This window comes from Pelagibius sp. (assembly GCF_028281305.1).
Taxonomy (GTDB): Bacteria; Pseudomonadota; Alphaproteobacteria; order Kiloniellales; family Kiloniellaceae; genus Pelagibius.
Map to the genome: position 1 here is coordinate 1 of NZ_JANQKD010000107.1, position 26,978 is coordinate 26,978.

Consider the following 26,978-nt stretch of genomic DNA (forward strand, 5'->3'; position numbering starts at 1 on the left):
TCACCCTTGCGCGCAGGCTCTGCACCTCGTCCAGCAGCCCGTCGAGGGCACGGGCGACCGGATCGGGAATGTTGCCGGTGGGCGTTCCGTAAGCCACGAAGGGGGCCTTGGCCGGCTCGGGCGCCTTCTGCGTCTGCACCGCCCGTGCGGGAATGCCGACCACGGTGGCACAGTCCGCCACATCTTTGGTGACCACGGCGTTGGCGCCCACCCGGGCGCAGCGGCCGACCGTGATGGGCCCCAGAACCTGCGCCCCCGAACCGACGATCACACCGTCGAGGAGGGTGGGGTGGCGCTTGGTATTGCGCTGGCTGTCGCTGTCCACGCTGGGCGACACGCCGCCCAGGGTTACGCCCTGATAGAGGGTCACGTCCTCGCCGATCTCGGCGGTCTCCCCGACAACGACGCCCATGCCGTGGTCGATGAAGAAGCGGTCGCCGATGGTGGCCCCCGGGTGGATCTCGATGCCGGTCAGGATGCGCCCGACCGCAGAAATCCAGCGGCCGATCAGGTGCCAGCCCCGCCGCCAGCAAGCGCTGGAAAGGCGGTAGAGCATGATGGCCTGGAATCCCGGGTAGCAGAGCACCACCTCAAGGCGCGACCGCGCCGCCGGATCGCGCTGCATCGTCGCGTCGATTTCGGACCTGAGAGACTTGAACATGGCTTTGCCCATCGTGCTATGATCGCGGCCCTTTGCCGCCTCGTGCGGACTGGTGGGCAGATGATGCGCCGATCCGACCAGATGCTGCAACAACCGGGAACATAATAAGCCTGAGTATTTTGGTCAAGTATTGACCCGGAAGGAAATCAACGAATCGCAACGGTTTCTGCATTCTGTTGGGGTTCAGGACGATAAATACCCGATGCGCTAGGAAGGTTATCCGCACGTCCCCCCGGACCCGCCACGACAGCTTTACCGCGACGAGAACGACCGAGCCGCCGTACCCTGCGGCGTGCCGAGTGAGAAGATAGGGAATCAGAGGTCTATGCCTGACGTGATCTTCAACGGGCCGGAAGGCCGTCTTGAAGGACGCTACCACCACAGCAAGCAGCCCAATGCGCCGATCGCGTTGATGCTGCACCCCCACCCCCAGCACGGGGGGACCATGAACAACAAGGTGGTCTACACCCTGTTCCACGCTTATGTGCGTCAAGGCTTCTCGGTTCTGCGCTTCAACTTCCGCGGCGTCGGGCGGTCGCAGGGCAGCTTCGACCGGGGCGAGGGCGAGCTTTCCGATGCGGCATCGGCCCTCGACTGGCTGCAGAGTTACAACCAGAGCGCTGCGGCCTGCTGGATCGCCGGCTTCTCCTTCGGCGCCTGGATCGGCATGCAGCTGCTCATGCGCCGGCCGGAGATCAGCAGCTTCGTCTCTGTCGCCCCGCCGGCCAACATGTACGACTTCAGCTTCCTGGCGCCCTGCCCCTCCTCCGGCCTGATCGTTCAGGGCGACAAGGACGACGTCGTGCCGGAGACTGCGGTTTCCAAGCTGGTGACCAAGCTGTCATCGCAGCGCGGTATCACCATCGACTACCGTGTTGTGCCGGGCGCAGGCCACTACTTCCAGGACGAGATGGAAGTCCTGGAAAGCCACGTCAACGACTACCTCGGCAAAGCCATGGCCGCCGACGAAACCAAGTCGGCCGCCCGTTAGCCGCTCCCTTTTCCTGTCCGGACCCGCCGCCGTCAGGCGGCCCTGTATGGCGCCGCCGCCGTCAGGCGGCGATATGCAGCGCACCGCCGCTGGCCGGTTCGCTGACACCGGTCGTGCCCGGCACCGTCAGCGGCAGACCTTCCAGCGAGCGCAGGGCCAGGTAGGCAAAGGCCTGGGCCTCCAGCACATCGCCCTGCCAGCCCACCGCCTCGACCGGGTCCACGGCGGCCCCAAGCCGCTCCGACAAGGCGGCCATCAGGGTCGGGTTGTGACGCCCGCCACCGGTGATCAGCCAGCGCCCGACCGGCTGCGGAAACCAGTCCCTGGAGGCGGCAATGGATGCGGCGGTAAAGGCCGTCAACGTCGCCGCACCGTCCTTCAGCGACAGCCCCTTTGCCGGCGCCGTCGAGAAATCGTCGCGGTCCAGGGACTTCGGCGGGCGGCGGCCGAAGTAAGGGTTGTCCATGAGCGCAGCCAGAACCGCTTCGTCCGTTCGCCCCGCCCCGGCCAGCGCGCCGTCGCGGTCCAGCGCTTCGCCGAGATGGGCTTCGACCCAGTCGTTGATGAGGGCGTTTCCCGGCCCGGTGTCGAAGGCCAGCACCTGGGCTGCGCTCACCTGGGCCTCGTTTGACGTCCCGTCATCCGCTGCCGGGTTGCCGGCGCCGATCCAGGTGACGTTGCCGACGCCGCCGATGTTCACCACCGCCAGCGGGCGCGGCAATTCTGCCGCCAGGGCGGCCTGATAGAGCGGCGCCAGCGGTGCCCCCTCGCCGCCCAGGGCGACGTCGCGGCTGCGCATGTCGGAGACCACGTCGATGCCGGTTTCCTCCGCCAAAAGGGCCCCGTCCCCGATCTGCCAGGTTCTGCCTTCCTCCGGGCGATGCAGGATGGTGTGGCCGTGAAAGCCGATGACCCGGACGTCCCGCGGCCCAAGCCCGGCCTCGCTCAGCAGCGCCCGCACCGCTTCCGCATGCTTCAGCGTCAGCGCCCGCTCAACCTCCGCCACCGGGCCCTGCCCGCCGAGGACGGAGCGTAGACTGCGGCGCATCCCGGCATCGTAGGGCCAGGACAGGGACGGCCCGCTGGTCACCGCCACCCGGCCATCGCTGCGGATCAGCGCGGCATCGATCCCGTCCAGGGAGGTCCCGCTCATCAGGCCCAGGGCCCAGGGAAGATCGGTGGTGGCAGCCATGTCCTTGGGATCCCCGTCCTTCTGCATCCCCGCAGCTCCGCAATTCAGCTCTGCGCTGCGGGTAAATTGTGAAACCGCCCTGATTGTGTTAAATGCCTGCGCCCGCGGCAAGGCCACGCGGCACTCTAGAGCCGAAACCGTAACGATCCCGATAACGCCAAGACCCTGGTTAGCACCCAAAACTCTGGTTAGCACAATGACGGCGCCCCGTTCCGACTTTCTCCGCGTTCTTCAGGAACGCGGCTTCATCCACCAGTGCACCGATATGGAAGCGCTCGACCAGCGCGCGCTGGAGGGGTCCGTGGCCGCCTATATCGGCTTCGATGCCACCTCCGACAGCCTGCATGTCGGCTCGCTGGTTCAGATCATGATGCTGCGCTGGCTTCAGAAGACCGGCCACCGGCCGATCGTGCTCATGGGGGGCGGCACCACCAAGGTGGGCGACCCTTCTGGCAAGGACGAGTCACGCCAGTTGCTGAGCACTGCGCAGATCGACGCCAACATCGCCGGCATCCGCCGCGCCTTCGAGAACCTGCTGAGCTTCGACGACGGCGCGACCGGGGCGGCCATGGTTAACAATGCGGACTGGCTGGACCGGCTGCAGTACATCGACTTCCTGCGCGACATCGGCCCGCACTTCACGATCAACCGCATGCTCACCTTCGACAGCGTCAAGCTGCGCCTGGATCGCGAGCAGCCGCTGACCTTCCTGGAGTTCAACTACATGATCCTCCAGGCCTACGACTTCCTGGAGCTGAGCCGGCGCCACGACTGCACGCTGCAGATGGGCGGCTCCGACCAGTGGGGCAACATCGTCAACGGCGTGGAGCTGGGACGGCGCATCGACCAGCGCGCGCTCTTCGGGCTGACCACACCGCTGATCACCACGGCCTCGGGCGCCAAGATGGGAAAGACGGCCGCCGGGGCCGTGTGGCTGAACGAAGACCGTCTGTCGCACTACGACTACTGGCAATACTGGCGCAACACCGAGGACGGCGACGTCGGCCGCTTCCTGCGCCTCTTCACCGAATTGCCGCTGAACGAGATTGCACGCCTGGAAGCGCTCGCCGGCTCGGAGATCAACGAAGCCAAGAAGATCCTCGCCGACGCGGCCACCACCCTTTGCCGCGGCGCCGCGGCAGCGGCCGAGGCGGCGGAAACCGCGCGCCAGACCTTCGAGGAAGGGCGCAGTGCGGAAGGCCTGCCCTCCATCGACGTGCCCCAGGGCGAGCTCAGCGACGGCGTGCCGGCCTACGAGCTGCTGCGCCGGGCCGGCCTCGCCAACAGCAATGGCGAAGCGCGGCGCTTGATCAAGGGCGGCGGCGGCCGGCTGAACGACATTCCCATCCGGGACGAGCTGCAGAACGTCAGCCTGGCGGACCGCAACGACGAGGGCGTGATCAAACTCTCGGCGGGCAAGAAGCGGCACGTCCTGCTGCGTGTGATCTGAACCGACGCTCCGCTAGCGGTCGATGCGCTCCGGGACGGCCTGGAAATCGTCGGAGCGCGGCCCCGCGTTGAAGATGTTGCGCAGGAACCCGGGCGTGAGCGCAGAAAGCGGATTGACGCTGACCTCAGGGTCTTCCACACGGCCCTTGACACCATAGACGACGGCAATCAGCCCCTCGCCCTCGCCGCCTGTCAGCAACGGCCCGAGAAGAGGAATATTGCCGATAAAACTGTTCACCGAATAGGCCGGCACGACCGTGCCGGTCAGATCGATGACGTCATTGTCGAAGTCGATCTTGCCTTTCGACGTCAGACCCAGGGCCGGACCGTAGATGCGCATGAGTTCCGTGGTCGCGACGCCATCGTCCAGGATGAACTCGCCGTCCATGCCGTCAAATCCGATGCCGTCGCCGCGCAGAATATCCAGAACGCCGGTGAAGGAGGCGACGGTCAGGAGCTTGGCCAGAGCCGGCGCCTTCACCATCACAAAGTCGCGCGCCACGACCTTGGCGCTGATCGGGTGTGTCGGCGTCGGCCCGGCGCTCGAACCGATGATCCGGATGCTGCCGCCGACGATGGTGTCGGTGATGTTGGTGGCCCTGAGAAGCGCGCCCAGATCGTCGCTGCGGGCCAGAAGGCGCAGACCGTTGCTGGAGGCATCCGGCGCCAGGGAAAACTGAAGATACCGCCGGTCCAGGGTGACGGGCGGCTCTGCCGGATCGGCGCCATCCTGATCCCCGGCCTGCCCCCCGGCCTGCCCCCCGGCCTGCCCCCCGGCCTGCCCCCCGGCCTGCTCACCCGGCGGCTCCTCCGGGGCATCGCGTGGCGACCAGTACTGCTCCGGGATGCTGCCGGAGAGGCGGATGGTCTCCCAGCCTCCGCGGCTGCGCACCAGTTCCAGATTGACCTGCTCCAGGCGGCGATCGTCGAAGAAGTACAAACGCTCCAGGTTCGGGGCACGCACCGAGAGGGGAACGAACTCCGGCGGGCTCTCCGCAGCAGCGTCCTCTGGCACCGGCTCAGCTTCGCCAGCCGCTTGGGGCGCATCGGTCGCGTCGTCCTCTTCGACAAAAGGCTGCACGTCCAGAACGCCGTTCTCCACCTCAACGGCAATGCTGCCGTCCACCTGTTCGAAGACAACGTTTTTCAGGTCCGTGCGGCCGAATGCGAGGCGGTCGAAACGCGCCCAACCAATGCCTTGCCGACCGGGACCGGGCCGCGCCTGACCACGCGCAACCAGATCGCCGGCCTGCAGAACGACGTTGCGAAAGGCGACGGGTCCGCGGTCGTCCAGGGGGATCTCCAGGCGCAGGCTTGCCTCCACTCCGGGATCCTTGCTCCAAGAGATTTCCGACAGCGCCATAGTCGTCTCGGAAAGGTCCGCCGCAACTTCGAGCGTCCACAGCCCCTCTACGGCGGAGACCACTGAGACATTGGCGGACATCGGGCCCACCACGACGTCGCCGATGTCCAGCCCGAAACGCTTGCGCTCTTCATCCAGGATGCGGGGAATCTCGGCTTCCAGCACCGTGCGCACCTGGGGGTCGTCCAGGAAGCTCTCTTTCCAGCGCATACTCACAGGCACGCCGCCGAGCTTCAGCGGGCCCGCGATCTCCATGCCATTGGAATCGAGCTGAAGACTGAGACGGCCATCGGTCATGTCCTCGCCGAGCAAAACGTTGCGCAGCGCGCCGTCCGTGATGCTGGCGTCAACCTGAAGCGCAACATCGTCAAAGGAGAGCGCCTTGGCCAGCGGGAACTGGAAACCCAGGTCGGCCGAGAAGGTGCCGCCGCTGCCCTCCGCCGACATGTCGAGCTTCGAAAGCAGTGCCAGGCGTGGGTGATCGACGATGGCCAGGGCGTCGGCCACAGCGCCCGCTGCCTTGGTCTCGATGGAAAGCCGCTCATAGATTCCGCGCTGCGGATCGGCCTTGCCGAGCTCCGTGATTTCCACGGTGGATTGACCCACGGCAAGCGACAACAGCGAACCGGAAGCGACGGCAAAGCGCAGGCTCTCCGCATCGAAGGTGGCCGTACCCGCGATGCTCTCGATCGGGGGCAGCGGCCGAAGATAGTGAACCGTCAGACCCCGGTATTGCAGATCGCCGTTGAGATTGACCAGATCCGCCGCAGCGAAGTCACCGTCGGGAACCTGGATCTCGACCTTTGCCGTTGCGCTGCTCACCCTGCCGGCGGTCACGTTCTCAGTCACCCAGGGCCGTGCACCCTCGGCCACCGATTCGGGCCAGTAGCGCGGAAGGTCGGCCAGCGGCACATCCTCCAGCTTGGCCTCGGCATCGATAAGCCAGTCGCCGCCGGTTTGCGGCTCGTAATCGAAAACACCCGAGAGCGAGAGGACGGGACCGGCCGCATCCTCGCTGCCCAGGCTCACCCGCGCCTCGTCCAGATCGAAGCGCTGGCTGGCGTCGTCGTAACGCCCGCGCATGGTCAGGTCCCGCACCGGCAGCGGCTCCATCTCGACACCCGGGATCTTCAAAGTGCCGGCCAGGCCCCGGATTTCGAATCCGGTCTGGCCCAGCGTGCCGTCCAGCGAGACCGAGGTCGCAACAGACCCGCTGATGCGCGACGTCACGCCGCCCACCGGCGCCAAGATCGGCATCACGGCCGCCATGGACTCCAGGCTGATGTCCGAGAAGCCCGCCGCGAAGTCGACCACCTGGTCGCGCTTGTCGAACAGGAAGGCGGCATCGAGGGTGGCCGGATCACGATTGCCGACAAACCCCAGCCGAATGTCGCCGGCAAGCCCGACGATATCCCGCCGCAGCGAGATATCCGCCGCCGGCGCTGCCCAGGAGATCCCAAGCAGGTCGTCCCGCACGAAGATCTGGCCGTCGCGAATGCGCACCTCGTTGAGGAAGGAAAGCGGATTGTCCGTGCTGCGGTCCGCCAGGAGTTCTTGGATGATCCCGCCGAGCACCACGGCCTCGTCATTGCCTGCCGACCCGGGGCCGGTGTCAGTGACCAGGTCTCCCACTTCGCCCTGCGTGCCGTCCGGCAGTTCGAGGGTGCCGGCATCGCCGCCGAAGCTGATCCCACCCTCCGCCGACCGCAGCAGGCGGATTCGCGGTGCGATGATTTCAATCTGCCGGGGTGCCACCGTCCCCTGGAGCATGGCGCTGCTGCTCAGTTCGAAGGCCACCTCCGGCAGCGAGGCGATGCGCCGCCCGTCCGGGTCCCGCACGGCAATGTCGGCCGCATGCAGGACAAGATCCCTAGAGCGGTCTTCCCAGACCAGAAAGGTCTCACCGATCTCAATCGTGTTGCCGCCCGCCTCGCTGAACGCGCGCTCGAGGTAAGGGGTGAGAAAGCCTGTCTGGACCGGCCCCTCGGACAACCGCCAGACCGCGACCGCAACGATAAGCACCGCTGCGGCGATGACGCCGCCGCATACCTCGACGCAGAGCCGCATAGTCCGCCCACGGCGCGAAGGCCGCCGCCCGGACCGCGTTCCGGGGTTCTTCCCAGGGTCACTTCCGGAGTCCTTCCCGGGGTCCTTCCCGGAGTCCTTCCCGGGGTCCTGCGCCTTGCTCGCCGCCACGGATTCGGAGCGCCCCACGGACTCGGGCGCCGCTGCCAGCCCTTGACCGGCCGGACCGCTTTCCGCAGTCTGATCGCTTAGCGAGCGTTGTGAGATGGTTAAACTCCCTTATCTGCCAGAGCCATCGGCTCTGCCTGGCGCCCTGCAGCCCTCATTGGGCGAGGCATGGCTCGAGAGATGGCGCGCGCAGATGGAAGCCTCTGCGGATCCCGCCCACCAGGACTTCCTCAGCCAACTTGATGGGGCCCCCGGCGGTGCGCGCCTGCTCGAATCCGTGTTCGCAAACTCGCCATTCCTCAGCCAATGCCTTACCGCTGATATCGGGCTGCTGCCGGATGTTTTAAACCATGGGCCGCATTGGGTCCTCAGGAAAGCGCTAGAAGACCTCAAAAGCAAGGCCGCAGGCTGTGCCGATCAAGCGGAATTGATGGGGATTCTCAGGCGGCAGAGGCGCCGGGTCGCCTTCGCCGTGGCCTATGCCGACATGGCCGGCTTCTGGGACGTCGAAACGGTCACCCAAGCGCTCTCCGACCTCGCCGATACCGCGATCGATGCCGCACTTTGTGGCCTGTTAACCCTCGCCATCCAGCGCGGCGAGCTGGAGGTCGGCGAGCCTGGCCCGGGGGAACGGGGGGAAGCCCTTACCGCCAGCTGCGGCCTGACGGTGCTCGGCATGGGCAAACTCGGCGCCCGGGAACTCAACTACTCCTCCGACATCGACCTGATCGTCATCTTCGATCCCGAGAAAATCGACTACCGCCACAGCCGCGGCGTTCAGCAGGGCATGGTGCGTCTGACCCGCGACCTGCTGCGCGCCCTCGACGAGCGCACCGCCGAGGGCTTCGTGTTCCGCACCGATCTGCGCCTGCGACCGGATCCGGGCGCCATGCCCCTGGCGATCCGCATCAACGCGGCACTGACCTATTACGAGAGCATGGGTCAGAACTGGGAACGCGCTGCGATGATCAAGGCCCGGCCGGTGGCCGGCGATATCGCACTCGGCGAGCGCTTTCTGGCTGAACTGCGCCCCTTTGTCTGGCGCAAACACCTGGATTTCTGGGCCATTCAGGATGTGCATTCGATCAAGCGGCAGATCAACGCCCACAAGGGCGGTTCGGTAATCGCGGTCAACGGCCACAACGTGAAGCTGGGCCGCGGCGGCATTCGCGAAATCGAGTTCTTTGCCCAGACCCAGCAGCTCATCTGGGGCGGGCGGGAGCCCAGCCTGCGGACCCCCCGCACCACGGAGGCTCTGGCAGCGCTGGCAGAGCGCGGACATGTGGATCGGGGGACCGCAGAGGCCCTCTGCGAGGCCTATGGTTTCCTGCGCCGTCTCGAACACCGCCTGCAGATGGTCGAGGATCAGCAGACCCACAGCATCCCCCAGGACGACGAGGCCGTCGACCGGCTGGCGGTCTTTCTCGGGTATCCGGACCCCGGGCTCTTCCGCGACGATCTCCTGGCGCGGCTGCGGCTGGTGGAGGATCACTACGCCCACCTCTTCGAGGAGTCGCCCTCGCTGTCAGGCCCGGGCAACCTGGTCTTCACCGGCGGGGAGGCCGATCCGGAGACCCTGGCGACCCTCAAGAGCCTGGGCTTCGAAGACCCCGGGCGGGTCTGGAGCGTGGTCAGCGGCTGGCACCACGGACGCTACCGGGCAGTCCGCTCGACCCGCAGCCGCCAGCTGCTCACCGAACTGGTGCCGACGGTCCTGGACCTCCTGGCCAAGACCCGCGAACCCGATCAGGCGCTGGTGAAGTTTGACAGCCTCCTGGCCGGCCTGCCGGCCGGGGTGCAGATTTTCTCGCTGCTGAGTAACAATCCTCGGCTTCTGGAACTGGTCGCCGAGGTCATGGGGTCGGCCCCGATGCTGGCCGACCGGTTGGCCCGCCGCCCCTCGCTTCTGGAAGCCGTCCTGGCCGGCGACTTCTTCGACCCGCTGCCCGATGCCGAGACCCTGGACCACGAACTGCGCGAAGCGTTGACCGATGCCCAGGACCTGCAGGACGTGCTGGACCTGACCCGTCGCTGGGCCAACGACCGGCGGTTCCAGGTGGGTGTCCACATTCTCAGGCACAAGGGCACGGTCGACGACAGCGGGCGCGCCCTCAGCGACATCGCCGGCGCGGCGCTGAGGGCGCTCTACCAGCCGGTCATGGACGACCTGGCCCGCAACCACGGCTATCTGTCCGGTTCCAGCCTCGCGGTGATCGCGATGGGCAAGATGGGCGGGCGGGAGATGACCGTCTCCTCCGACCTCGACCTCATTCTGCTCTACGAACTGCCGCCGGAGGACGGCCAGTCGGGCGGGCCCAAACCCCTCGACCCACCGCGCTACTATGCGCGGCTGGCCCAGCGTCTGATCAACGCGGTGACGGCGCAGACCGCCGAGGGCACGCTCTATGAAATCGACATGCGGCTGCGCCCCTCCGGCAATGCGGGACCGATCGCAACTTCGCTGTCCGGCTTCAGGCGCTACTACGCCGAGCAGGCCTGGACCTGGGAGCATATGGCCCTGACGCGGGCCCGCGTGGTGGCGGGACCGGAGGACTTCTGCCAAAAGGTGACGGCGAGCCTGCACCACATCCTGACCCGCCCGCGCGACCCGGACGCGCTGCTGGCCGACGTGGCGGCGATGCGCCGGCGCCTGCACAAGGAACATCCGGCAAAGTCCATCTGGAGCGTCAAGTATGCCGCCGGCGGCCTGATCGACGCCGAGTTCCTGGCCCAGTACCTGCAATTGCGGGAGGCCGCCAAGCATCCGGAGGTATTGGCGACCGCGACCCAGCAGGCCTTTGCCAATCTGGCCGAAACGGGCGTGCTGGACGCCGGGCTCGCCGCGCAACTGATCGAGGCGACCCGCTTTCTGCGCCAGGTTCAGGAGGCCTTGCGCCTGACCGTCGGGCCGGCTTTCGATGCCGACAGCCTTTCCCCGGCCCTGCAGGACGCCCTGGCCGCCAGCGCCGGGATGGACTCCTTCACAGCCCTGCGCGATTGCCTTGTGACGACCCTCTCCTGGTTGCACCAGGTCTTCGTCGAGACCATCGATCATCCCGCCCCCCCGGCCTTGAAAGAGCCGGACAGGGCAATTGTTCCCTGAGAACCAAACCGGCATCGGCCTTTGCACCAGGGGTCTTGACCTAGCGGTTCATCGCACGATCTTTAGGCGCCGAAGATGCAATCGGTCGGACCTGCACTCAGCCAAAACTCAGCCCACACTCAGCCCACACTCAGGAGGATTCTGCGAATGGTCGAAGTCGGAAAGAAGGCGCCAAACTTCAAGATGGCCACGGATGGCGGCGGCAGCGTCGCGCTGAAGGATCTGAAGGACCAGAAGGTGGTGCTCTACTTCTATCCCAAGGACGACACGCCGGGCTGCACCAAGGAGGCCTGCGGTTTTCGCGATGCCTTTCCGGACTTCTCAAAGCTCGATGCCGTCGTTATCGGCGTCTCCAAGGACAGCGTGGCCAAGCACGACAAGTTCAAGGCCAAGCACCATTTGCCCTTCACCCTCGCCTCCGATGAAGACGGCAACGTCTGCGAGGCCTATGGCACCTGGGTCGAGAAGTCCATGTACGGCAAAAAGTACATGGGCATCGAGCGCGCCACCTTCCTGATCGACGAGAAAGGCGTTGTCCGCGGCGAATGGCGCAAGGTCAAAGTGCCGGGCCACGTCGATGCGGTGCTGGAGGCGGCGCAGGCGCTCTGACCACCGGGCTCACGGGCGCCGGAGGATGTTGGCAAGGCCGTTGCCGACGGGCCGGTGTCGAGCTATCGATGGGGCCTATGCCCCTGCCCACCTCAAAGGACGCCTAGCCTGATGAATACGCTGACGGCCCGGGCGGTCGCCGTGCTGACGGATGCGGATCCCGCCGGCAAGGCGGAGCGCGCGCGCACCATGGCGGCGGACTGGGCAGAGGGGCGCATCGGCAGCCTTGGCGACACCCGCCCGCCGGCGCGTCCCGCACGCCCCGAGAGACCGCAGTTGAAGCGCCCCGGCGACATGCCCAAGCGCAAGATCAACCGCGGCACCGCCGGGCGTTTCGCGCTGCTGCACGCCCTTGCCCATATCGAACTGAACGCCATCGACCTGGCCTGCGATATTCTCGCCCGCTTCCCCGAGCAAGGCCTGCCCAATGCCTTCCATGACGACTGGCTGCGGGTGGCGGAGGAGGAAGCGAAGCACTTCCTGCTGCTCGAGGAGCGGCTGGACGAACTGGGCGGCGCGTATGGCGATCTGCCCGCGCACGACGGTCTCTGGCAGGCCGCCGAAGACACCGCCGGCGACCTGCTCGCGCGCCTCGCCGTGGTGCCCCTGGTGCTGGAGGCGCGCGGCCTGGACGTGACCCCTGCCATGATCGCGAAGCTGGAGGCCGTCGACGATCATCGCAGCGCCGGGGTGCTGGACGTCATCTACCGCGACGAAGTCGGCCACGTCGCCATTGGCAAGCGCTGGTTCGACCATCTCTGTCAGCGCGATGGCGTCGATCCCCGCCGGACGTGGCAAGACCTGGTCCGCCGGCACTTCAAGGGCCAGCTTAAGCCGCCCTTCAACGAGGACGCGCGCCAGCAGGCCAACCTGCCGCCCGATTTCTACACCGCACTGGCGGAACTCTAGCACTCCTGGCGCGCCCCCCAATTCTGCATGACAGCCCTGCCGCGGCTGCGTTTGACCGCGAAAGCCGAACCGGCTAGGGCTGGCAGGGTCATGGCAAGCGAAGACAGCAAGGCGCAGCCGGCCCCGCGGCTGCTGGGGCTCAGCGAACGACAGCTGGCCTTTGTCCTGCTGTTCATCGCCCCGGCGCTCTTCGCCTCCAACATGCTGACGGCACGGGCCACCCACGATCTTTTCCCACCCATCGCCCTGGCCTTCTGGCGCTGGACCTGCACCCTGGCGCTGCTGATGCCGTTTACCGCCGCAGCGCTCTGGCAGCATCGCGCCGCCATCCTGCGGGAGTGGCGGGACCTGCTGATCCTCGGCGCGCTCGGCATGGGCGTCTGCGGGGCCTTCGTCTACATCGCCGCCGACACTACGACCGCCACCAACATCGGCCTCATCTATGCTGCCTCCCCGATCCTCATCGTCCTGATCGCGCGCTTCGTCTATGGCGAGCGCGTATCGCCGCTGCAGGCCCTCGGGATTGCGCTCTCGCTGACCGGCGTTCTGGCCATCATCGGCCGCGGCGATCTCAGCGTTCTGGCCAATCTCGAGTTCTCACCCGGCGACCTCTGGACCCTGGCCGCAATGACCGCCTGGGCGGTGTATTCCGTCATGCTGCGCCACCGGCCCTCGGCCCTGCCGCTCATGGCCCGCTTCGCGGCGATCAGCGGCGGCGGTATTCTCATTCTGCTGCCTTTCACGGTCGCCGAAGGTCTCTCCGGCGACCTGCCGCCCCTGACAACCACCAGCTTTCTCATCGTCGCCTTCCTGGCGGTCTTCGCCTCCTTCGGCGCCTATCAGGTCTATGCCCTGGTGCAACGCAGCCTGGGCGCCGGCCCCACCAGCCTGCTGATGTACCTGATCCCGCTCTATAACGGAGTCTTGGCCTTTGTGATCCTGGGCGAGACCCTGCAGCTCTACCATCTGCTCGGAGCGATCCTGGTGCTGCCGGGGATCTATCTGGCGACCCGGAAGGCGGGAACCTAGGGGCCCTTGCCGCCCAGGCGAATCGTGCTATCCAGACGGGGTGAGTGCGGAGCCCTACAGACTTGTCCTTGTCGCAGGCGCCATGCGCAGCGGAACCTCGCTGCTGCAGCACGTGCTTTGCGCCTCCCCCCAGGCCAATCCTTTCGTGCACGGGTGCCGCTATCTGACGAGCCAGATCGCGATCTATGCGCAGTACGCCGGCAGCGATCACCTCTATGTCGAGGACTATCTGGGCGGCCGTGACGGGCTCACCGCCTTCACCAGGGACATCCTCGAGCGCCTGTTGCGGGAAACCCATCGGCGGCTCGATCATCCGGACTGTCTGGTCCTGAAGAACCCGGAACTCTCGACATACTTCCCGCAGGCGGCCGCGCTGTTGCCGTCAGCCCGCTTCGTCGTCTCCGTGCGCGAGCCCAAGGACACCATTGCTTCGATGATCAGCGTCGGCGAGAAGCATCGGCAGAGCGGCGTCAACAGCTTCCTGGCCGGCGTCGGCAGAGATATCGCGAAGCTCAGCGCGTCCTATCGCCAGTTCTACCTGCCGGTCCTGCGGGCGCTGCAGAAGGGCGATGAGGCCCTGAAGGAGCGTGTGCTCTTCGTGGGCTACGAGTCCTTGATCGGCGGCACCGAGCCGATCGTAGAGCGCCTTTCCGCGTTCACCGGACTTTCCTTGCCGGCGGACACAGTGGACGACGGGCAGACCTGGCGCAGCCGCGTGGACCCGGAGAACGACGAAATCTACAGCCATCCGCGCTGGGGCGCCTATGTGACGGCGCTGAGCGGCGGGCCGATCTCCGCCGCCAGTATCGGGCGTTATCGCGAGGTTCTGACGGAGGCCGAGGCCGACCAGATCGACAGTCTCTGCGCCGACATCCGGCGCGCCTTCGGCTACGCGCAGGAAGGATCGCCGTAGCGGCGGTGAGTCAGCCGCTGCTCGGTGAGATCGCCGCTTCGAGGCCGCCTTCGTAGCCCTGGTCGAAGAGACGGGCGGCGAGCGGGTTCTGGTTCTTGCGGCTGAGCTCCGTCAGGCAGATCAGTTCATCGCCATCGACGTAACCGGGGTTCTTTTCCAGGAAGAACCGCACGTCGGGACGGCGGCGGTCCTTCTCCGGAATGTCCGCCCAGTCCGTCTTCAGGTGCCCGCGCGACTCGGCAAAATGCAGAACCCCCGTGGCCGGGTTATAGGTGTCGCCGAACTTGTTGGCGGCAAGTTGATCCATCAGGCCTTTGGCCTCCTCCGGCGTCGACCGGTTGTAGGCCGGATAGAAGACCCGGTAGAACGCCCTGAGATAGCGATAAGTGCGGTGACCTTTGACCAGCAGAAACCAGTAGAGCGGAACCTCCGGCGCCTCTGACTTCAGTGCCCCGGAGAAGTGAATCCAGGTGAACGCCAGGGCCTGCTGGCCCCAATGGTCCTGATGCACGATGGTGTCGCCGGAGTACATGATGCGCACCGGGCTGCCGCGAAAGTCTTCTTCCCAGACCTTGATCGACGAGAAACCCTGCAGGGAGTGGTTCGGATCCCTGAGGATAACGGCGTACTGCTTGTCTGAAAGGTCGCTGAGAAAGAGTTCTTCGCTGGTCCCGCCATAGTAGTGTTCGTAGAGCTTGAACATGTCGGTCCGGGTGGTTTTGCCCAGACAGCTCACGCGCTCGATATGGCCGTTGAGTTCGGTCATCCCTTCACCCTTTTCGGAAGGGCCGTCTAGCCGGCCACCTCTGAAACGAACTCCTCGTACTTTCCGCGGGGACTGAGCGGAATCTCGTCCACATAAGTGAAAGTTACGTTAAAGGGGTGACCCAGGTTTCGCAGAATAAGCGCGCGCATCTGTTCTTCCTGCTCCGGTGTCACCGGTTCGGACACCACCATCAGTTTCTCGATCTCGCTGATGCTGCGCTGAATGAACTGGAAGCGCTGGACGGCGGTGGTAATCGCCTTGTAGTCGCCGTGATCGCCGAGATAAGGAAAGACGGTCGAGCCGTCCGGCAGCGCGAGCCGGTTACGCTGCCGGCCGACCGTCCGTGTGATCACCGGCAAACCGCGGCCGCAGGCACAGGGCGCACCGACTTCCGCATAGTCGCCGAGTTCGTAGCGCACCAGCGGCGTCGCGAAGTTGTGGAGCGGCGTGATCAGCACGCGGCCTACCTCTCCGGGGCCGCAGGCCCTGCCCGACTCGTCCACCACTTCAACCAGAACGTTCTCGGACTGCACGTGATAGACATCGTATTCCGGACACTGGATGGTCAGGTATCCCGCTTCTTCGCTGCTGTAGGAATCCTTCAAAGGAATTCCCCAGGCCTCTCGGACGAGGCGGCGCGTCTGATCGGTCACCGTTTCGCCGACGGTCATGACCTGTTTCAGGCTCGGCAGGCTTATGTCCCGTTCGATGCAGTGCTTGGCCAGCGCCATCAGGTTCGACGGGAAGGAAATGAGATAGTCCGGCGCCTCTTTCCGGAGCCAGGCCACCTGGTCCGGCAGTTCGCTGATGACGTTCAGCAGGGCAGCCGGCCCGGTCGGATAGATCGCGCCGGAGGCCGGCCCCCAGCTGTCGCCGCGGGCGCCGTCCGGCGGCATGGCCACGCCCTTTCGCGTCCAGCGAATGGCCGCAAGCTTGCCGCCGAGATCGCGCCCCTGCCAGAAGTGCTCGCGCATCACGCAGGCGCGCCAAAAGAGGTTGGTGACCTCGGTCCCGTACATGCGCACGGCACGGCCGGTGGAGCCGGAGGTTTCGATCTGATGCGTCTTGCCGTGCGACTTCGGCAGCGCTGTTGTGTTGATGTCCTTGCCGGCCGCCTGCAGTTCGGCGCGCCTGAGGATCGGCAGCCGGTCCAAGGTCTCACGGGTGACCTCGGCGTCGGGATCGACGCCGGCCTCGGCAAAGCGGCGCTGATAGAACGGCACTGTGCGGGCTACATGAGAGAACAACAGGCGAAGCTGCTTTGCCTGAAGGTCAAAGATCTCCTCCGGCGCCAGCCACTGTGTCTGATCGAGCTGGTACAGCAACGACAACAGCAGCGAGGCCATGCGCCCTGGAATGGCCGGGCTGACGATCCCCGGCACCGAGGAACGTGGAATGCTCACCCTCTTTTCCACCATGACACCCTTTTCAACCATGACACCGGGGCCCCTCAGCTCGGCAGCAGCGACAACGGCAGACTCTCCAATCCGCGCACGGATGTGTTCGCCTGCCACCGCGGCCGGTCGGTCTTGACCTCAATGCGCGCCGTCTTCGCCAACAGCCTGGCAATGGCAATCTCGCCTTCCAGCTTCGCCAGCCCGTAGCCAAGGCAGTGGTGCGTGCCCTTACCGAAGGCGAGGCTCGCACCGTTGTTGCGCGCGATGTCGAGCCGGTCCGGCGACGGGTAACGCGCGGGATCCCGGTTGGCGGCGCCGAAGAGGCTGACGACATAGCTGTGTTTCGGAATCGCCTTGCCGCCGATCTCCACATCCTCGGCGGCCCAGCGTCCGATCTTCTGGATCGGGCTCTCGAAACGCAGCAGTTCGTCGACCGCGGGGACGATCAGCCCCGGTTCCTCGACCAGCCGTTCCAGTTCCTGAGGATTGCGGGCCAGCGCGAGAACGCCGTTGCCGATAAGGTTCTTGGTCGTCTCGTGACCGGCCCAAAGCAGGAAGACACAGTTGGCCAGCAGCGCCTCTTCGCTCAGGGCTGCCGCCTCGCCGCCGCTAACGATTTCGGAAAGCAGGTCGCCGCGCGGGCGCCGGCGGCATTCGCCGACCAGTTCGGCCATGTAGGCCGTCAGCGCCTCGGTGGCATCGATGCCGGTTGCCAGCTGCGCGGCCGCGCCCGTATCGAGCGCAGCCGTCAACTGTCCGGAGAGGTCGCGCAGCTTTTCGTAGTCCTCCTCCGGTACCCCGAGAATGCGGGAGACGACCATAACCGGGAAGGGATAGGCGAAATCGCGGATCAGGTCGAAGTCGGCGCCGTCCAGGGCCTCTTCCAGAAGCCAGTCCGCCATGGCTTCGATCTCAGGGCGCATCGCCGCGATCAGCCGCGGCGTAAAGGCATGTCCTACCAGACGGCGGACCCGCGTGTGCGCCGGCGGATCGATAAAGACCATCCACTGGCTGAGCATGCGGTCGATCGGCGTCTGCGCGCGATCGTCTTTCGAGATGGGGTTGGCGCCCTTGGGCGACTCCCGGCAAAACGACCTGCCGGTCAGGACACCCGCCACGTCCGCATGGCGCGACAGATACCAGTCGCCCCAGGGGCTCAGGAAAACGGGATCGTGCTCACGCAGTGCGTGGTAGTGCGGATAAGGGTCGTCAAGGAAGCCCGGGGCATCGAAATCAAGGGCGAAGGCCTCCGCGGTCTCTCTCCGTTCCATCGAGCTCATCCCGCGCCCCCGCTTTCCTTTGCCGTGTCCGACCCTAAGCGCGGAACGCGCCAATGGGCCGCGCCGGGGCGGCCCAGCGGTCCCGCGCCCCGAACAGAGAGCCGTCACGCATCTGCATTGACGCCTCCGCCGATGCGTGAGGCCAAGGAGGCCTCCAGAAACGCATCGATGTCGCCATCGAGCACGGCCTGGGCATTGCCGGTCTCCACCGCCGTGCGCAGGTCCTTCACCATCTGGTAGGGCTGCAGCACGTAGGAGCGGATCTGATGGCCCCAGCCGATGTCGGTCTTGGACTCCGCCTCGGCCTGGGCTTCGGCCTCGCGCCGCTGCAGCTCGTGCTCATAGAGCCGCGCCTTCAGCATCGCCATGGCCTGCGCCCGGTTCTTGTGCTGCGAACGGTCATTCTGGCACTGCACGACGATGCCGGTCGGGATGTGGGTCATGCGCACGGCCGAATCGGTCTTGTTGACGTGCTGGCCGCCGGCGCCGGAGGCGCGGTAGGTATCGACGCGGAGGTCCTTGTCCAGTACCTCGATCTCGATCGAGTCGTCGATGACCGGATAGACCCAGACCGACGCGAAAGAGGTATGGCGCCGGGCCTGCGAGTCGAAAGGCGAAATCCGCACCAACCGATGGACGCCGGATTCGGTCTTCAGCCAGCCGTAGGCATTGGGGCCTTTCACCTGGATCGAGCTGGACTTGATGCCGGCTTCCTCGCCGGGGCTTTCTTCCAGCCAGTCGACCTTGTAGCCGCGGGCCTCCGCCCAGCGGACATACATGCGCAGCAGCATCTGTGCCCAGTCCTGGGCCTCGGTGCCGCCGGCTCCGGCGTTGACCTCCAGGTAGCAGTCGTTGGCGTCGGCCTCGCCGGAAAGCAGGCTGGCCAACTGCATCTTTGCAGCTCGTGTCTGCAGGGCCTCCAGCAGCGACCGGGCCTCATCGACACTGGCCTCGTCGCCCTCTGCCTCACCCAACTCGGCCAGCGTGAGGCCGTCATCGAGATCACTCTCGACAGCGTGGTAGTCCTTCAGAGACTGCTCCAGATGGGTGCGCTCGCGCATGACCTTTTGCGCCCGCTCAGGATCGTTCCAAAGATCGGGGTTTTCCGCCTCGGCATTCAGTTCGTCGAGGCGCAGAGTCGCCGATTCAACGTCAAAGATGCCTCCTCAGCAGGGCCAAGGACTGGCGAATTTCCTCGGCCACCGCTTCAATCTCGGCGCGCATAAACACTCCTTGCCAAATCTCTTGGCGGCACGCAGGCAGACGCCCGGCACCGCGCATCGGGGCGCAGTATTATCCGCTTCTTGTCAGCTAGTACAGCCCGCCGGTACCGCTGGCCGCGGTGCTTCCGGTGCTGGGGTTGTAGCCGCCGTCGAGGACGACCTGGCGGCCGGAAGGCTCGGTGCCCGGCTGGAAGGCTTCCAGGAAGACGCGGCGGTCGCCCGGGCGGGCGAGCTGACCGGTCTCAGCGTTCATCCGCACCAGACGGATGCCCGGGGGAATGCGGAAGGGAATCGCCGGCTGGTCGGCCAGTGCATCGGCCATGAAGGCCTTGAACAGCGGCGCGGCGACGTTGGAGCCCGTGTCCTTGGCGCCCAAGGTGCGCGGCTCGTCGAAGCCGACGAACACACCGACCGCCAGATCGGGGCTGAAGCCCACGAACCAGGTGTCGAAATTGTCGTTGGAGGTGCCCGTCTTGCCCGCCAGCGGGATACCCAGCTCGGCGATGCGCCGCCCGGTGCCGCGCTGGACCACGCCCTGCAGCATGCCCACGACCTGATAGGCGCTGGCTGGGTTTGCGACCTGCTCGCGATCGTCAGGCAACTGCGGCGTCGCCTGGCCGGACCACATCTCCGCCATGCAGACCGCGCACTCGCGCAGGTCATGGCGGTAGATCGTGCGCCCATGGCGGTCCTGAACCCGGTCGATCAGGGTTGGCGAGATGCGCCTGCCGCCGTTGACCAGCATGGCATAGGCGGTGGTGACCTTCATCAGCGAGGTTTCGCCTGCCCCCAGAGACATGGAAAGCATGGGGTCCATGTTGTCCATGATCCCGAAGCGCCGGGCGTAGTCGACGATCTTCTCCATACCGACGGTCTGGGCGAGGCGCACAGTCATCAGGTTGCGCGACTTCTCGATTCCCACGCGCATCGGCGTCGGGCCATAGAACTTCCGCGTATAGTTGGCCGGCTTCCACTTGCCGAGCCCGGCGCCCTGGTCGAGGACGAAGGGTGCGTCGAGGATCAGTGTCGCCGGGGTGAAGCCACTGTCGAGGCCGGCGAGATAGACGAAAGGCTTGAAGGCCGAGCCGGGCTGGCGGCGGGCCTGGACCACGCGGTTGAATTCACTGCGCGCGTAGGAGTAGCCGCCGGCCATCGCCAGCACCCGGCCTGTATGCGGGTCGAGGGCGACGATGCCGCCGTTGACGTCGGGGATCTGGCGGAGGGTAAAGGTGCCCTCGTCGTAGGGCTCACCGTCGCCGTTCTCGGCCACAGGCTCCACCAGCACCACGTCGCCGGCCTTCAGGACGTCGGACGGCTTCTTGGGAGCGACCCCGAATCGCTGGTTCTCCTTCCAGGGGCGGGCCCACTTCAGCTCCGCCATCGGAATGGTGCCTGCCTTGCCGTCGGCCAGGACAACCGTTGCCTGCTCGGCGTCGGTCGCCGTCACGGCGGCAACCTGCCAGCTCTCGTCGATACCGACCGGCTGCGGGACCTCGCCCTGCAGAGCGGCCTGAACGTCGGCCTCCGGCCCGACGTCGATCTGAGCCAGCGGACCGCGCCAGCCATGGCGGCGGTCGTAGGCCATCAGGCCCTCGCGCAACGCGCGGTCTGCGATGGCTTGGAGGCGCGGATCCAGTGTCGTGCGCACCGAGAGACCGCCCTTGTAGAGGTTGTCGTCTCCGTAGAGCCGGGCCAGTTCGCGGCGCACCTCTTCGGCGAAGTAATCCGCCTGGACCGCCTGGGTTGCATCGCGCTTGCGCACCACCAGGGGCTCGGCGCGGGCCGCCTCGGCTTCCGCCGCGTCGATGTTGCCGTCTTCGAGCATCCGCCCGATCACCCAGTTGCGGCGCGCCACCGCAGCGTCGTAGCGCCGCACGGGGTGATAGTTGTTGGGTGCTTTCGGCAGGGCCGCCAGATAGGCCGCCTCGGCAATGGTCAGCTCGTCCAGCGACTTGTTGAAATAGTTGAGCGCCGCGGCGGCCACCCCATAGGATCCCAGGCCCAGATAGATCTCGTTCAGATAGAGTTCCAGGATGGTGTCTTTGGTAAAGGCCTGCTCGATGCGAAAGGCCAGGATCGCTTCCTTGATCTTGCGCTCGTAGGACACCTCGTTGGTCAGCAGGAAGTTCTTGGCCACCTGCTGGGTGATGGTGGAAGCGCCGACTGGCCGGCGGCTGGTGCCGTAGTTGGCGATGTTTGTGACGATGGCGCGCACAACGGAAAGAAAGTCGACGCCCGGGTGGCTGTAGAAGTTCTTGTCCTCGGCCGATAGAAATGAATTCCTAACGCGCAGCGGAATGGCCGACACCGGCACATAGACCCGCTTCTCCGTGGCGTACTCGGCAAGGAGACGCCCGTCTCCGGCGTGCACACGCGTGACCGTCGGCGGCTCATAGTCCGCGAGCTGGCTGTATTCCGGCAGGCCGCGGCCATAGTGGTAGAAGGCATAGAGCACGCCGCCCGCGCCCACGAGGGCGCAGATGATCGCCAGACTTAGAAGTGTTGCCAGTATTCTCACTGTCTTAACCGTATTTGCGTCTTTACCGTCTCGGCATCCCGCCATCGCGCCCAAAGGCACCCGCGGCCGGCGCTCTGCTGCATCGGCCCCGCCGCATACGGCCCGGCGATGCTAGCCGGGCAAGCGTTTATAGACCTTCAACGTCCGGCGGCCGGATCGTTCCGGCCCGCCCAACCCCTTTAAAACCCTTCGCAGGCCGCAGCCTAGGCGGGAAATGTGGCAAGGCTATGATCTGCTGGCGGCGCTCTGCCGCTGAAAATAACCGTCGATCGCTCTGATAATCGATCGGACTATCTTATCGCGGTGGGCCCGGCTGCGCAAAAGCCGCTCTTCCTGGCGGTTGGACATATAGCCGATCTCGAAGAGAACCGACGGGATCGTCGGCGATTTGAGCACCGCAAAGCCCGCGAAACGGTGGGTGTTGCGCAGCAGCTTGGCCTCCTTGCCGACCTCGCCGACCAGATCGTTGGCGAAGCGCTTCGACAGGTTCATGGTCTCCCGCTGGGCCAGGTCGATCAGAATTCCGCGGACGTCGCCGCTCTGGTCGCTCAGATCCACGCCGGCCAGCACGTCCGCGGCGTTCTCCGCCGCCGCGATGGCCGCCGCTTCCTTGTCCGAGGCGGTCTCCGAGAGCGTATAGACCGACGCCCCGCGGATCTTGCCGGAGCGGTGAATGTTGGCATGCAGGGAGATGAAGAGGTCCCCATTCGCCTTCTGGGCCAGGGCGATGCGCTGGCGCAGCTTGAGGAACACGTCCCGATCGCGGGTCATCACCGGGCGATAGCGCCCGGTCGCCGCCAGGGCGGCGTTCAGCGCCCGGCCGTAGTCCAGCGCGATGTTCTTCTCATAAGCGCCGGAGACGCCGATGGCCCCGGGATCGACGCCGCCGTGGCCGGGATCGATCACCACGATGGGGCGCGGATCGTCCCGCTCGGCGCCGCGCGGCTTCAATTCGGGGCGCGGCAGCGGGTTGGTCAGGCCGGCCTGCAGCGGCTGGCGGGACGCCGCCGCCGTGGGGCCGCTGCCGGCAGCGGCAACGCCTGTGGCCGCCTGCCCGGCCGCAGCGAAGTAGGCCGCGCGGCTGACCTGCATGATGTCGACCACCAGGCGATGCGGCTTGCCGTCGGAGGGCGGTATGACGAAAACCTGTTTAAGGTGCGTGGGCTTGGCGACGTCGAGCACCACCCGGCTGGTGCCGGCGGCAAAGAGGCCGAACCGCAGCCCGGTGATGAGGCCCCGTGCCTTGGGCTGACGGCCCTCCGGCACGGTCCAGCGGACCTCCGGCAGGTCGACCACCACGCGGAAAGGGTCGGGGAGCGTAAAGACCCGGTAGGGAAGGTCTTCCGTGAGTTCGAGGACAAAACGGGTGCGTTCCGGGGTTTCGCCGATCCGCGCGGCGACCACCTCCGGCTGGGCCGTGGCCGGAGTCGGGCCGGCGCCCAGCCCCGCAACAACCAACAGGCACAGAAAGACCAGCAGACGGGGCCGAATCTTCAAAACCCTTTCAACATCTAGCAGTTGATGATGTTGGAGCCCCCAGATATATCCGAAGCAACTCCCATCCACCAGCGCAAAGCACCCATTTGCCATCACGGGCCGCTGGCAGCCTGCAGCCAGGCGGCTCCCGCGTTATCGCAACTCGCCGACCTGTCCACAAGGTGGAAGAAATCCGCATCCAATCAACCAGTGATTTCTTGATCCGGTCCCGGGCCTGCCGGCCAAATCGGCGCTGGTGTGCCCTGCTTCGGCCTGATATTATTACGATAGTGGTTCTTTATTGCTTTCCTTGTCTTTCAGAAGAAAGCGGAAAGGCGGCGGTGACCCATAGGGTGACCGCGCCGGCAGAAGAGAACCGCAAACGAGAGCTTCGCGCTTGCCACCGTTTCTTGATTGGCCTTCGGGACCGCCCCTGCTTGGCATTGCCCATGGGCCGGCAACGAACGAAAGCGGACGCGAGGTTTCCCCGGTTTCACGGCCTGGCCTCATCTAAAGAAAGACGACGCCGGTGCCATCGAGGCGGTGACCGCAGCCCTGCTCGCGCAAGGCTTGTGTCCGTTGCGGCCCCGAAAACGAAAGAACGCTCGTTCCTAATGATGGTCCCGACTGCAGACATGTCGACCAAACGAGTTCCCAAGACTATCGCGCCGCGGCAGGTGGGCAGGTATGGCTCCCCGAGACGATCCGCGCTGCGCGTTGCGGAGTTGTTCCTTAATGGCAAAACGTATTCTTATCGATTCCAGCCACCCGGAAGAAACCCGGGTGGTTGTTCTCTCTGGCAACCGTGTTGAAGATTTCGATTTCGAGACATCGTCAAGAAAGCAGCTGAAAGGCAATATCTATCTCGCAAAGATTACCCGAGTAGAACCCTCTCTTCAGGCAGCTTTTGTCGACTATGGCGGCAACCGCCACGGTTTCCTGCCCTTCAGTGAAATCCACCCGGATTACTACCGAATCCCGATCGCCGACCGCGAGGCCTTGCTCGCGGAAGAGGCCGCCCTGCGCAGCGACCCGGCTGACGAGGCCCCCGATGACGTTGAGGCCGATGTTGAGGTCGAGGCTGAAACCGCCGCTTCGGATCATGCCGGCGAGGACGACGCGGGCGCCGACGATGCGGACGAGGCCGCCGAGGCGCCTGCGGAGGCTGCGGCGGAACACGACGACGCGTCGGGCGAAAGCGCTGACCCAGACGCGGAGGGCGCCGAAGACATAGGCGCGACCGCAGGCGAAGATGACGGCGATGCAGTCGGCAGTCTGCCGCTGGCCGCGGGCACCGCAGAGGACGCCGTGCTCCGCAGCGCCGAGGTCGCGGCCGACGAATCTGAAGTCGGGGAAGCGGAAGACGGGGAGTCTGAAGCCGGGGAACCGGAAGACGGCGCTGAAGGCGGCGACGGCAGCCAGGCTGCGGAGAACGGCGAGGCCGAGGCAACCGCCGAAGCCGCGCACGAGGAAGTCGAAGCTGAGCAGAGTGTCGATACCGTCGGCGGCGACGAGGCCGAGGAAGCCGCCCTGCGGCGAGCCAAACTGCTGCGCCGCTACAAGATCCAGGAAGTCATCAAGCGCCGCCAGGTCATCCTAGTGCAGGTGACCAAGGAGGAACGCGGCAACAAGGGTGCCGCCCTCACCACCTATCTCTCCCTGCCGGGCCGCTACTGCGTCTTGATGCCCAATACCAACAAAGGCGGCGGCATCAGCCGTAAGATCAGCAACACCAGTGACCGCCGTCGCCTGAAGCAGATCCTCAGCGATCTGGAGATTCCGGAAGGGATCGCGGTGATCGTGCGCACAGCCGGCAGCCAGCGCACGAAGGTGGAGATTCGCCGCGACTACGAATACCTGCTGCGGCTCTGGGACAGCATTCGTGAGAACACGCTGCAGTCCACGGCGCCGGCGATGATCTACGAAGAAGCCAATCTGATCAAACGCACCATTCGCGACCTCTACAGCCGCGACATGGAAGATGTGCTGGTGGACGGCGACGAGGGCTACAAGGCCGCCAAGGACTTCATGAAGTCGCTGACGCCCAGCCATGCCCGAAAGGTGCAGCAGTACAAAGATCGTGAAGTCCCGCTGTTTCAGCGCTACCGCGTCGAGAGCCAGTTGGATGCGATGCACTCCAACACCGTCCAGCTGCGCTCGGGCGGGTACCTGGTTCTGAACCAGACCGAAGCTCTGGTCGCGATCGACGTCAACTCGGGCCGCGCCACCCGCGAGCGCCACATCGAGGAGACGGCGCTGAAAACCAATCTGGAGGCCGCCGAGGAAATCGGCCGCCAACTGCGCCTGCGCGACCTTGCCGGTCTGATCGTGATCGACTTCATCGACATGGAGGAATCGCGGCGCAACCGCGAGGTCGAACGGCGCCTGAAGGAGTCCCTGCGCAGCGACCGGGCGCGCATCCAGCTCGGGCGCATTTCACCCTTCGGCCTGCTCGAGATGTCGCGCCAACGCCTGCGCCCGAGCCTCTTCGAGAGCTCGACCGAAATCTGCCCGCATTGCGGCGGCACCGGGCGGGTGCGGACCGTCGAGTCCCTGGCACTGCAGGTCCTGCGCCGTCTCGAGGAAGAAGGTCTGAGAGAGAACGACGCGACCATCGTGGTCACCCTTCCCAGCAGGGTTGCGCTCTACATCTTCAATCATAAGCGCAGCCACCTGATGGCCATTGAGCAGCGCCACGACTTCCGCATCACCTTGGAGCCCGACGATCACCTGACCAACGATGCCTTCGTGATCGAGCGCGACGGGGTTGTCGCAGAGCGTCGCCGCTCTGCGCCCGAAGACTCCCGCGGTGCTGAAAGCGACGACGGCGAGCGCAAGCGTGGCCGGCGTCGCAGCCGCCGCCGCCGCAAGGACGAGGATCAGGTCGCTGCCACGCCGGAGCGTGAGGCTGAAGACCTTCCCGAGGCCGAAGGCACGGGCGACGAGGACGCCGCCGAAGACCGCGACGCGGCCGCCGGCGAGCAGGACGGCGAGCGTCAGCGCAAACGCAAGCGGCGCGGCAAGCGCGGCGGCCGTCGGCGCTCGCGCCAGCGCAGCGAAGAGCAGGCAGCCCAGAGCGCCGAAGCCGACGGCGGAGAGGCGGCAGCGGCTGAGGGTGAGGAAGCGGTCGTCCCTGTCGAGGCAGAGACCGTTGAGACAGAGACCCTTGAGGCAGAGACCCTTGAGGCAGAGACCCTTGAGGCAGAGACCGCCGAGGCAGAGCCCGCGCAAAGCGGCCCGCGCGAGACAGCGGTCGAGGAAACCTCCGGCGAGAGTACGGCCGCGGATGAAGCAGCGGCTGAATCGGGGAGCGCAGCAGCCGCCGGCGGGGCGACCGAGGATGAGGCCGCAGAGCCAGCGGAAGCGAAGCCGAAACGCCGGCGCGCAACGCGTCAGCGCCGTGGCACCAAGAAGAGCGCTGCCAAGAGCGAAGCCGGCACCACCGAGGAGGCTGCGGACCCGCAGGCCGCCGAGGAAGAGGCCAAGCCGAAGCGCACCACGCGCCGCCGCAGCACCGCCCGGCCGCGCAGCCAGACGCGCAGCCGCGGCCGGAAGTCCTCGAAAGCGGACGACGAAGCCAAGGGGGCCGGGGACGAAACCGCCCAGGGTGCACCCGAAGAGTCGGCCGAGAGCAGTGAGGTCCCTGCTGCCGATTCAACGGGCATCACCAACGGCCGGTCGGCAGAGACCGCACCGCAGCCCAGCGAACCCGCGGCGGCGGCCAGCGCTCAACAGATCCTGGCCGATGACCCGAAAGTGGTGATCGAGCCCGCAACCCCAACTGCGTCCGATGACGCCGGCAGCGATGTGGTTGAAGAACCGCCGCGGGGCGATGAGGCCCAAAGCGATGCGCCCAAGCGCCGCGGTTGGTGGAATCGGTTCATCTGAAGTGAACGCCTGAAGACG

At 66.0% G+C, this 26,978-nt stretch carries 17 protein-coding genes; 8 read left to right on the top strand and 9 right to left on the bottom strand.

The features are described from left to right. Positions 1-661, bottom strand: a 661-nt coding sequence (gene cysE / locus Q0982_RS19970) for a serine O-acetyltransferase (protein ID WP_299398915.1), incomplete at its 3' end; no start/stop codon positions are given. Between the two features lie 325 nt (positions 662-986). Here cysE and Q0982_RS19975 point away from each other — a divergent pair. Beyond that, complete coding sequence (locus Q0982_RS19975) at positions 987-1,652, top strand: alpha/beta hydrolase (protein WP_299398917.1); 666 nt, start codon at positions 987-989, stop codon at positions 1,650-1,652. A 61-nt stretch (positions 1,653-1,713) separates the two neighbouring features. Here the strand turns inward: Q0982_RS19975 and Q0982_RS19980 are convergent, their stop codons facing one another. Then, positions 1,714-2,844 carry an anhydro-N-acetylmuramic acid kinase gene (locus Q0982_RS19980; RefSeq protein WP_322097076.1) on the bottom strand — a complete coding sequence of 377 codons (1,131 nt, stop codon included), beginning with the start codon at positions 2,842-2,844 and terminating at the stop codon, positions 1,714-1,716. A 196-nt stretch (positions 2,845-3,040) separates the two neighbouring features. Between Q0982_RS19980 and tyrS the strand changes: the two genes are divergently transcribed. Further along, positions 3,041-4,294, top strand: a complete 1,254-nt coding sequence (tyrS, locus tag Q0982_RS19985; protein WP_299398920.1) for a tyrosine--tRNA ligase — start codon at positions 3,041-3,043, stop codon at positions 4,292-4,294. Positions 4,295-4,306: 12 nt separating this feature from the next. Here tyrS and Q0982_RS19990 read toward each other — a convergent pair whose 3' ends face one another. Beyond that, entirely contained in the window at positions 4,307-7,723 is a 3,417-nt protein-coding gene (locus tag Q0982_RS19990; protein ID WP_299398922.1) for a DUF3971 domain-containing protein, read from the bottom strand. Between the two features lie 223 nt (positions 7,724-7,946). On the opposite strand from Q0982_RS19990, the gene Q0982_RS19995 reads away from it, so the two are divergent. The 5 genes from Q0982_RS19995 (at position 7,947) to Q0982_RS20015 (ending at position 14,412) form a co-directional block, all read left to right on the top strand. Continuing rightward, entirely contained in the window at positions 7,947-10,952 is a 3,006-nt protein-coding gene (locus Q0982_RS19995; RefSeq protein ID WP_299398925.1) for a bifunctional [glutamine synthetase] adenylyltransferase/[glutamine synthetase]-adenylyl-L-tyrosine phosphorylase, read from the top strand. Positions 10,953-11,099: 147 nt separating this feature from the next. After that, positions 11,100-11,561 (top strand): thioredoxin-dependent thiol peroxidase, encoded by a 462-nt coding sequence (gene bcp, locus Q0982_RS20000; protein ID WP_299398926.1) that lies wholly within the window; start codon positions 11,100-11,102, stop codon positions 11,559-11,561. Positions 11,562-11,672: 111 nt separating this feature from the next. Beyond that, on the top strand, positions 11,673-12,470 hold the full coding sequence (locus tag Q0982_RS20005) for a ferritin-like domain-containing protein (RefSeq protein ID WP_299398929.1): 798 nt from the start codon (positions 11,673-11,675) through the stop codon (positions 12,468-12,470). 90 nt (positions 12,471-12,560) lie between these two features. Then, on the top strand, positions 12,561-13,499 hold the full coding sequence (locus Q0982_RS20010; protein ID WP_299398931.1) for a DMT family transporter: 939 nt from the start codon (positions 12,561-12,563) through the stop codon (positions 13,497-13,499). 40 nt (positions 13,500-13,539) lie between these two features. After that, the gene (locus Q0982_RS20015) at positions 13,540-14,412 is read left to right on the top strand and encodes a sulfotransferase (protein ID WP_299398933.1); all 873 of its coding nucleotides are present in this window, start codon (positions 13,540-13,542) and stop codon (positions 14,410-14,412) included. 10 nt (positions 14,413-14,422) lie between these two features. Here the strand turns inward: Q0982_RS20015 and Q0982_RS20020 are convergent, their stop codons facing one another. The 6 genes from Q0982_RS20020 to Q0982_RS20045 all read right to left on the bottom strand — a co-directional run bounded on the left by Q0982_RS20020 (position 14,423) and on the right by Q0982_RS20045 (position 23,093). Then, a complete protein-coding gene (locus Q0982_RS20020) occupies positions 14,423-15,178 on the bottom strand; it encodes a hypothetical protein (protein WP_299398936.1) in 756 nt (251 codons plus the stop codon). A 26-nt stretch (positions 15,179-15,204) separates the two neighbouring features. Then, on the bottom strand, positions 15,205-16,581 hold the full coding sequence (locus Q0982_RS20025; protein ID WP_299398938.1) for a phenylacetate--CoA ligase family protein: 1,377 nt from the start codon (positions 16,579-16,581) through the stop codon (positions 15,205-15,207). A gap of 47 nt (positions 16,582-16,628) precedes the next feature. Further along, positions 16,629-17,846: a cytochrome P450 gene (locus Q0982_RS20030; protein WP_299398941.1), complete on the bottom strand. Its 1,218-nt coding sequence runs from the start codon at positions 17,844-17,846 to the stop codon at positions 16,629-16,631. Between the two features lie 113 nt (positions 17,847-17,959). Continuing rightward, positions 17,960-19,079 (bottom strand): peptide chain release factor 2 gene (prfB, locus tag Q0982_RS20035; protein WP_299398944.1). Its coding sequence is split into 2 segments (ribosomal slippage): positions 17,960-19,009 and positions 19,011-19,079, totalling 1,119 coding nucleotides; the frame shifts between segments, so codons are not numbered across the junction. Positions 19,080-19,166: 87 nt separating this feature from the next. Continuing rightward, the gene (locus tag Q0982_RS20040; protein ID WP_322097074.1) at positions 19,167-21,641 is read right to left on the bottom strand and encodes a penicillin-binding protein 1A; all 2,475 of its coding nucleotides are present in this window, start codon (positions 21,639-21,641) and stop codon (positions 19,167-19,169) included. 180 nt (positions 21,642-21,821) lie between these two features. Continuing rightward, the gene (locus tag Q0982_RS20045) at positions 21,822-23,093 is read right to left on the bottom strand and encodes an N-acetylmuramoyl-L-alanine amidase (protein ID WP_299398948.1); all 1,272 of its coding nucleotides are present in this window, start codon (positions 23,091-23,093) and stop codon (positions 21,822-21,824) included. 714 nt (positions 23,094-23,807) lie between these two features. On the opposite strand from Q0982_RS20045, the gene Q0982_RS20050 reads away from it, so the two are divergent. Then, on the top strand, positions 23,808-26,960 hold the full coding sequence (locus tag Q0982_RS20050; RefSeq protein ID WP_299398950.1) for an Rne/Rng family ribonuclease: 3,153 nt from the start codon (positions 23,808-23,810) through the stop codon (positions 26,958-26,960). Positions 26,961-26,978: the final 18 nt, after the last annotated feature.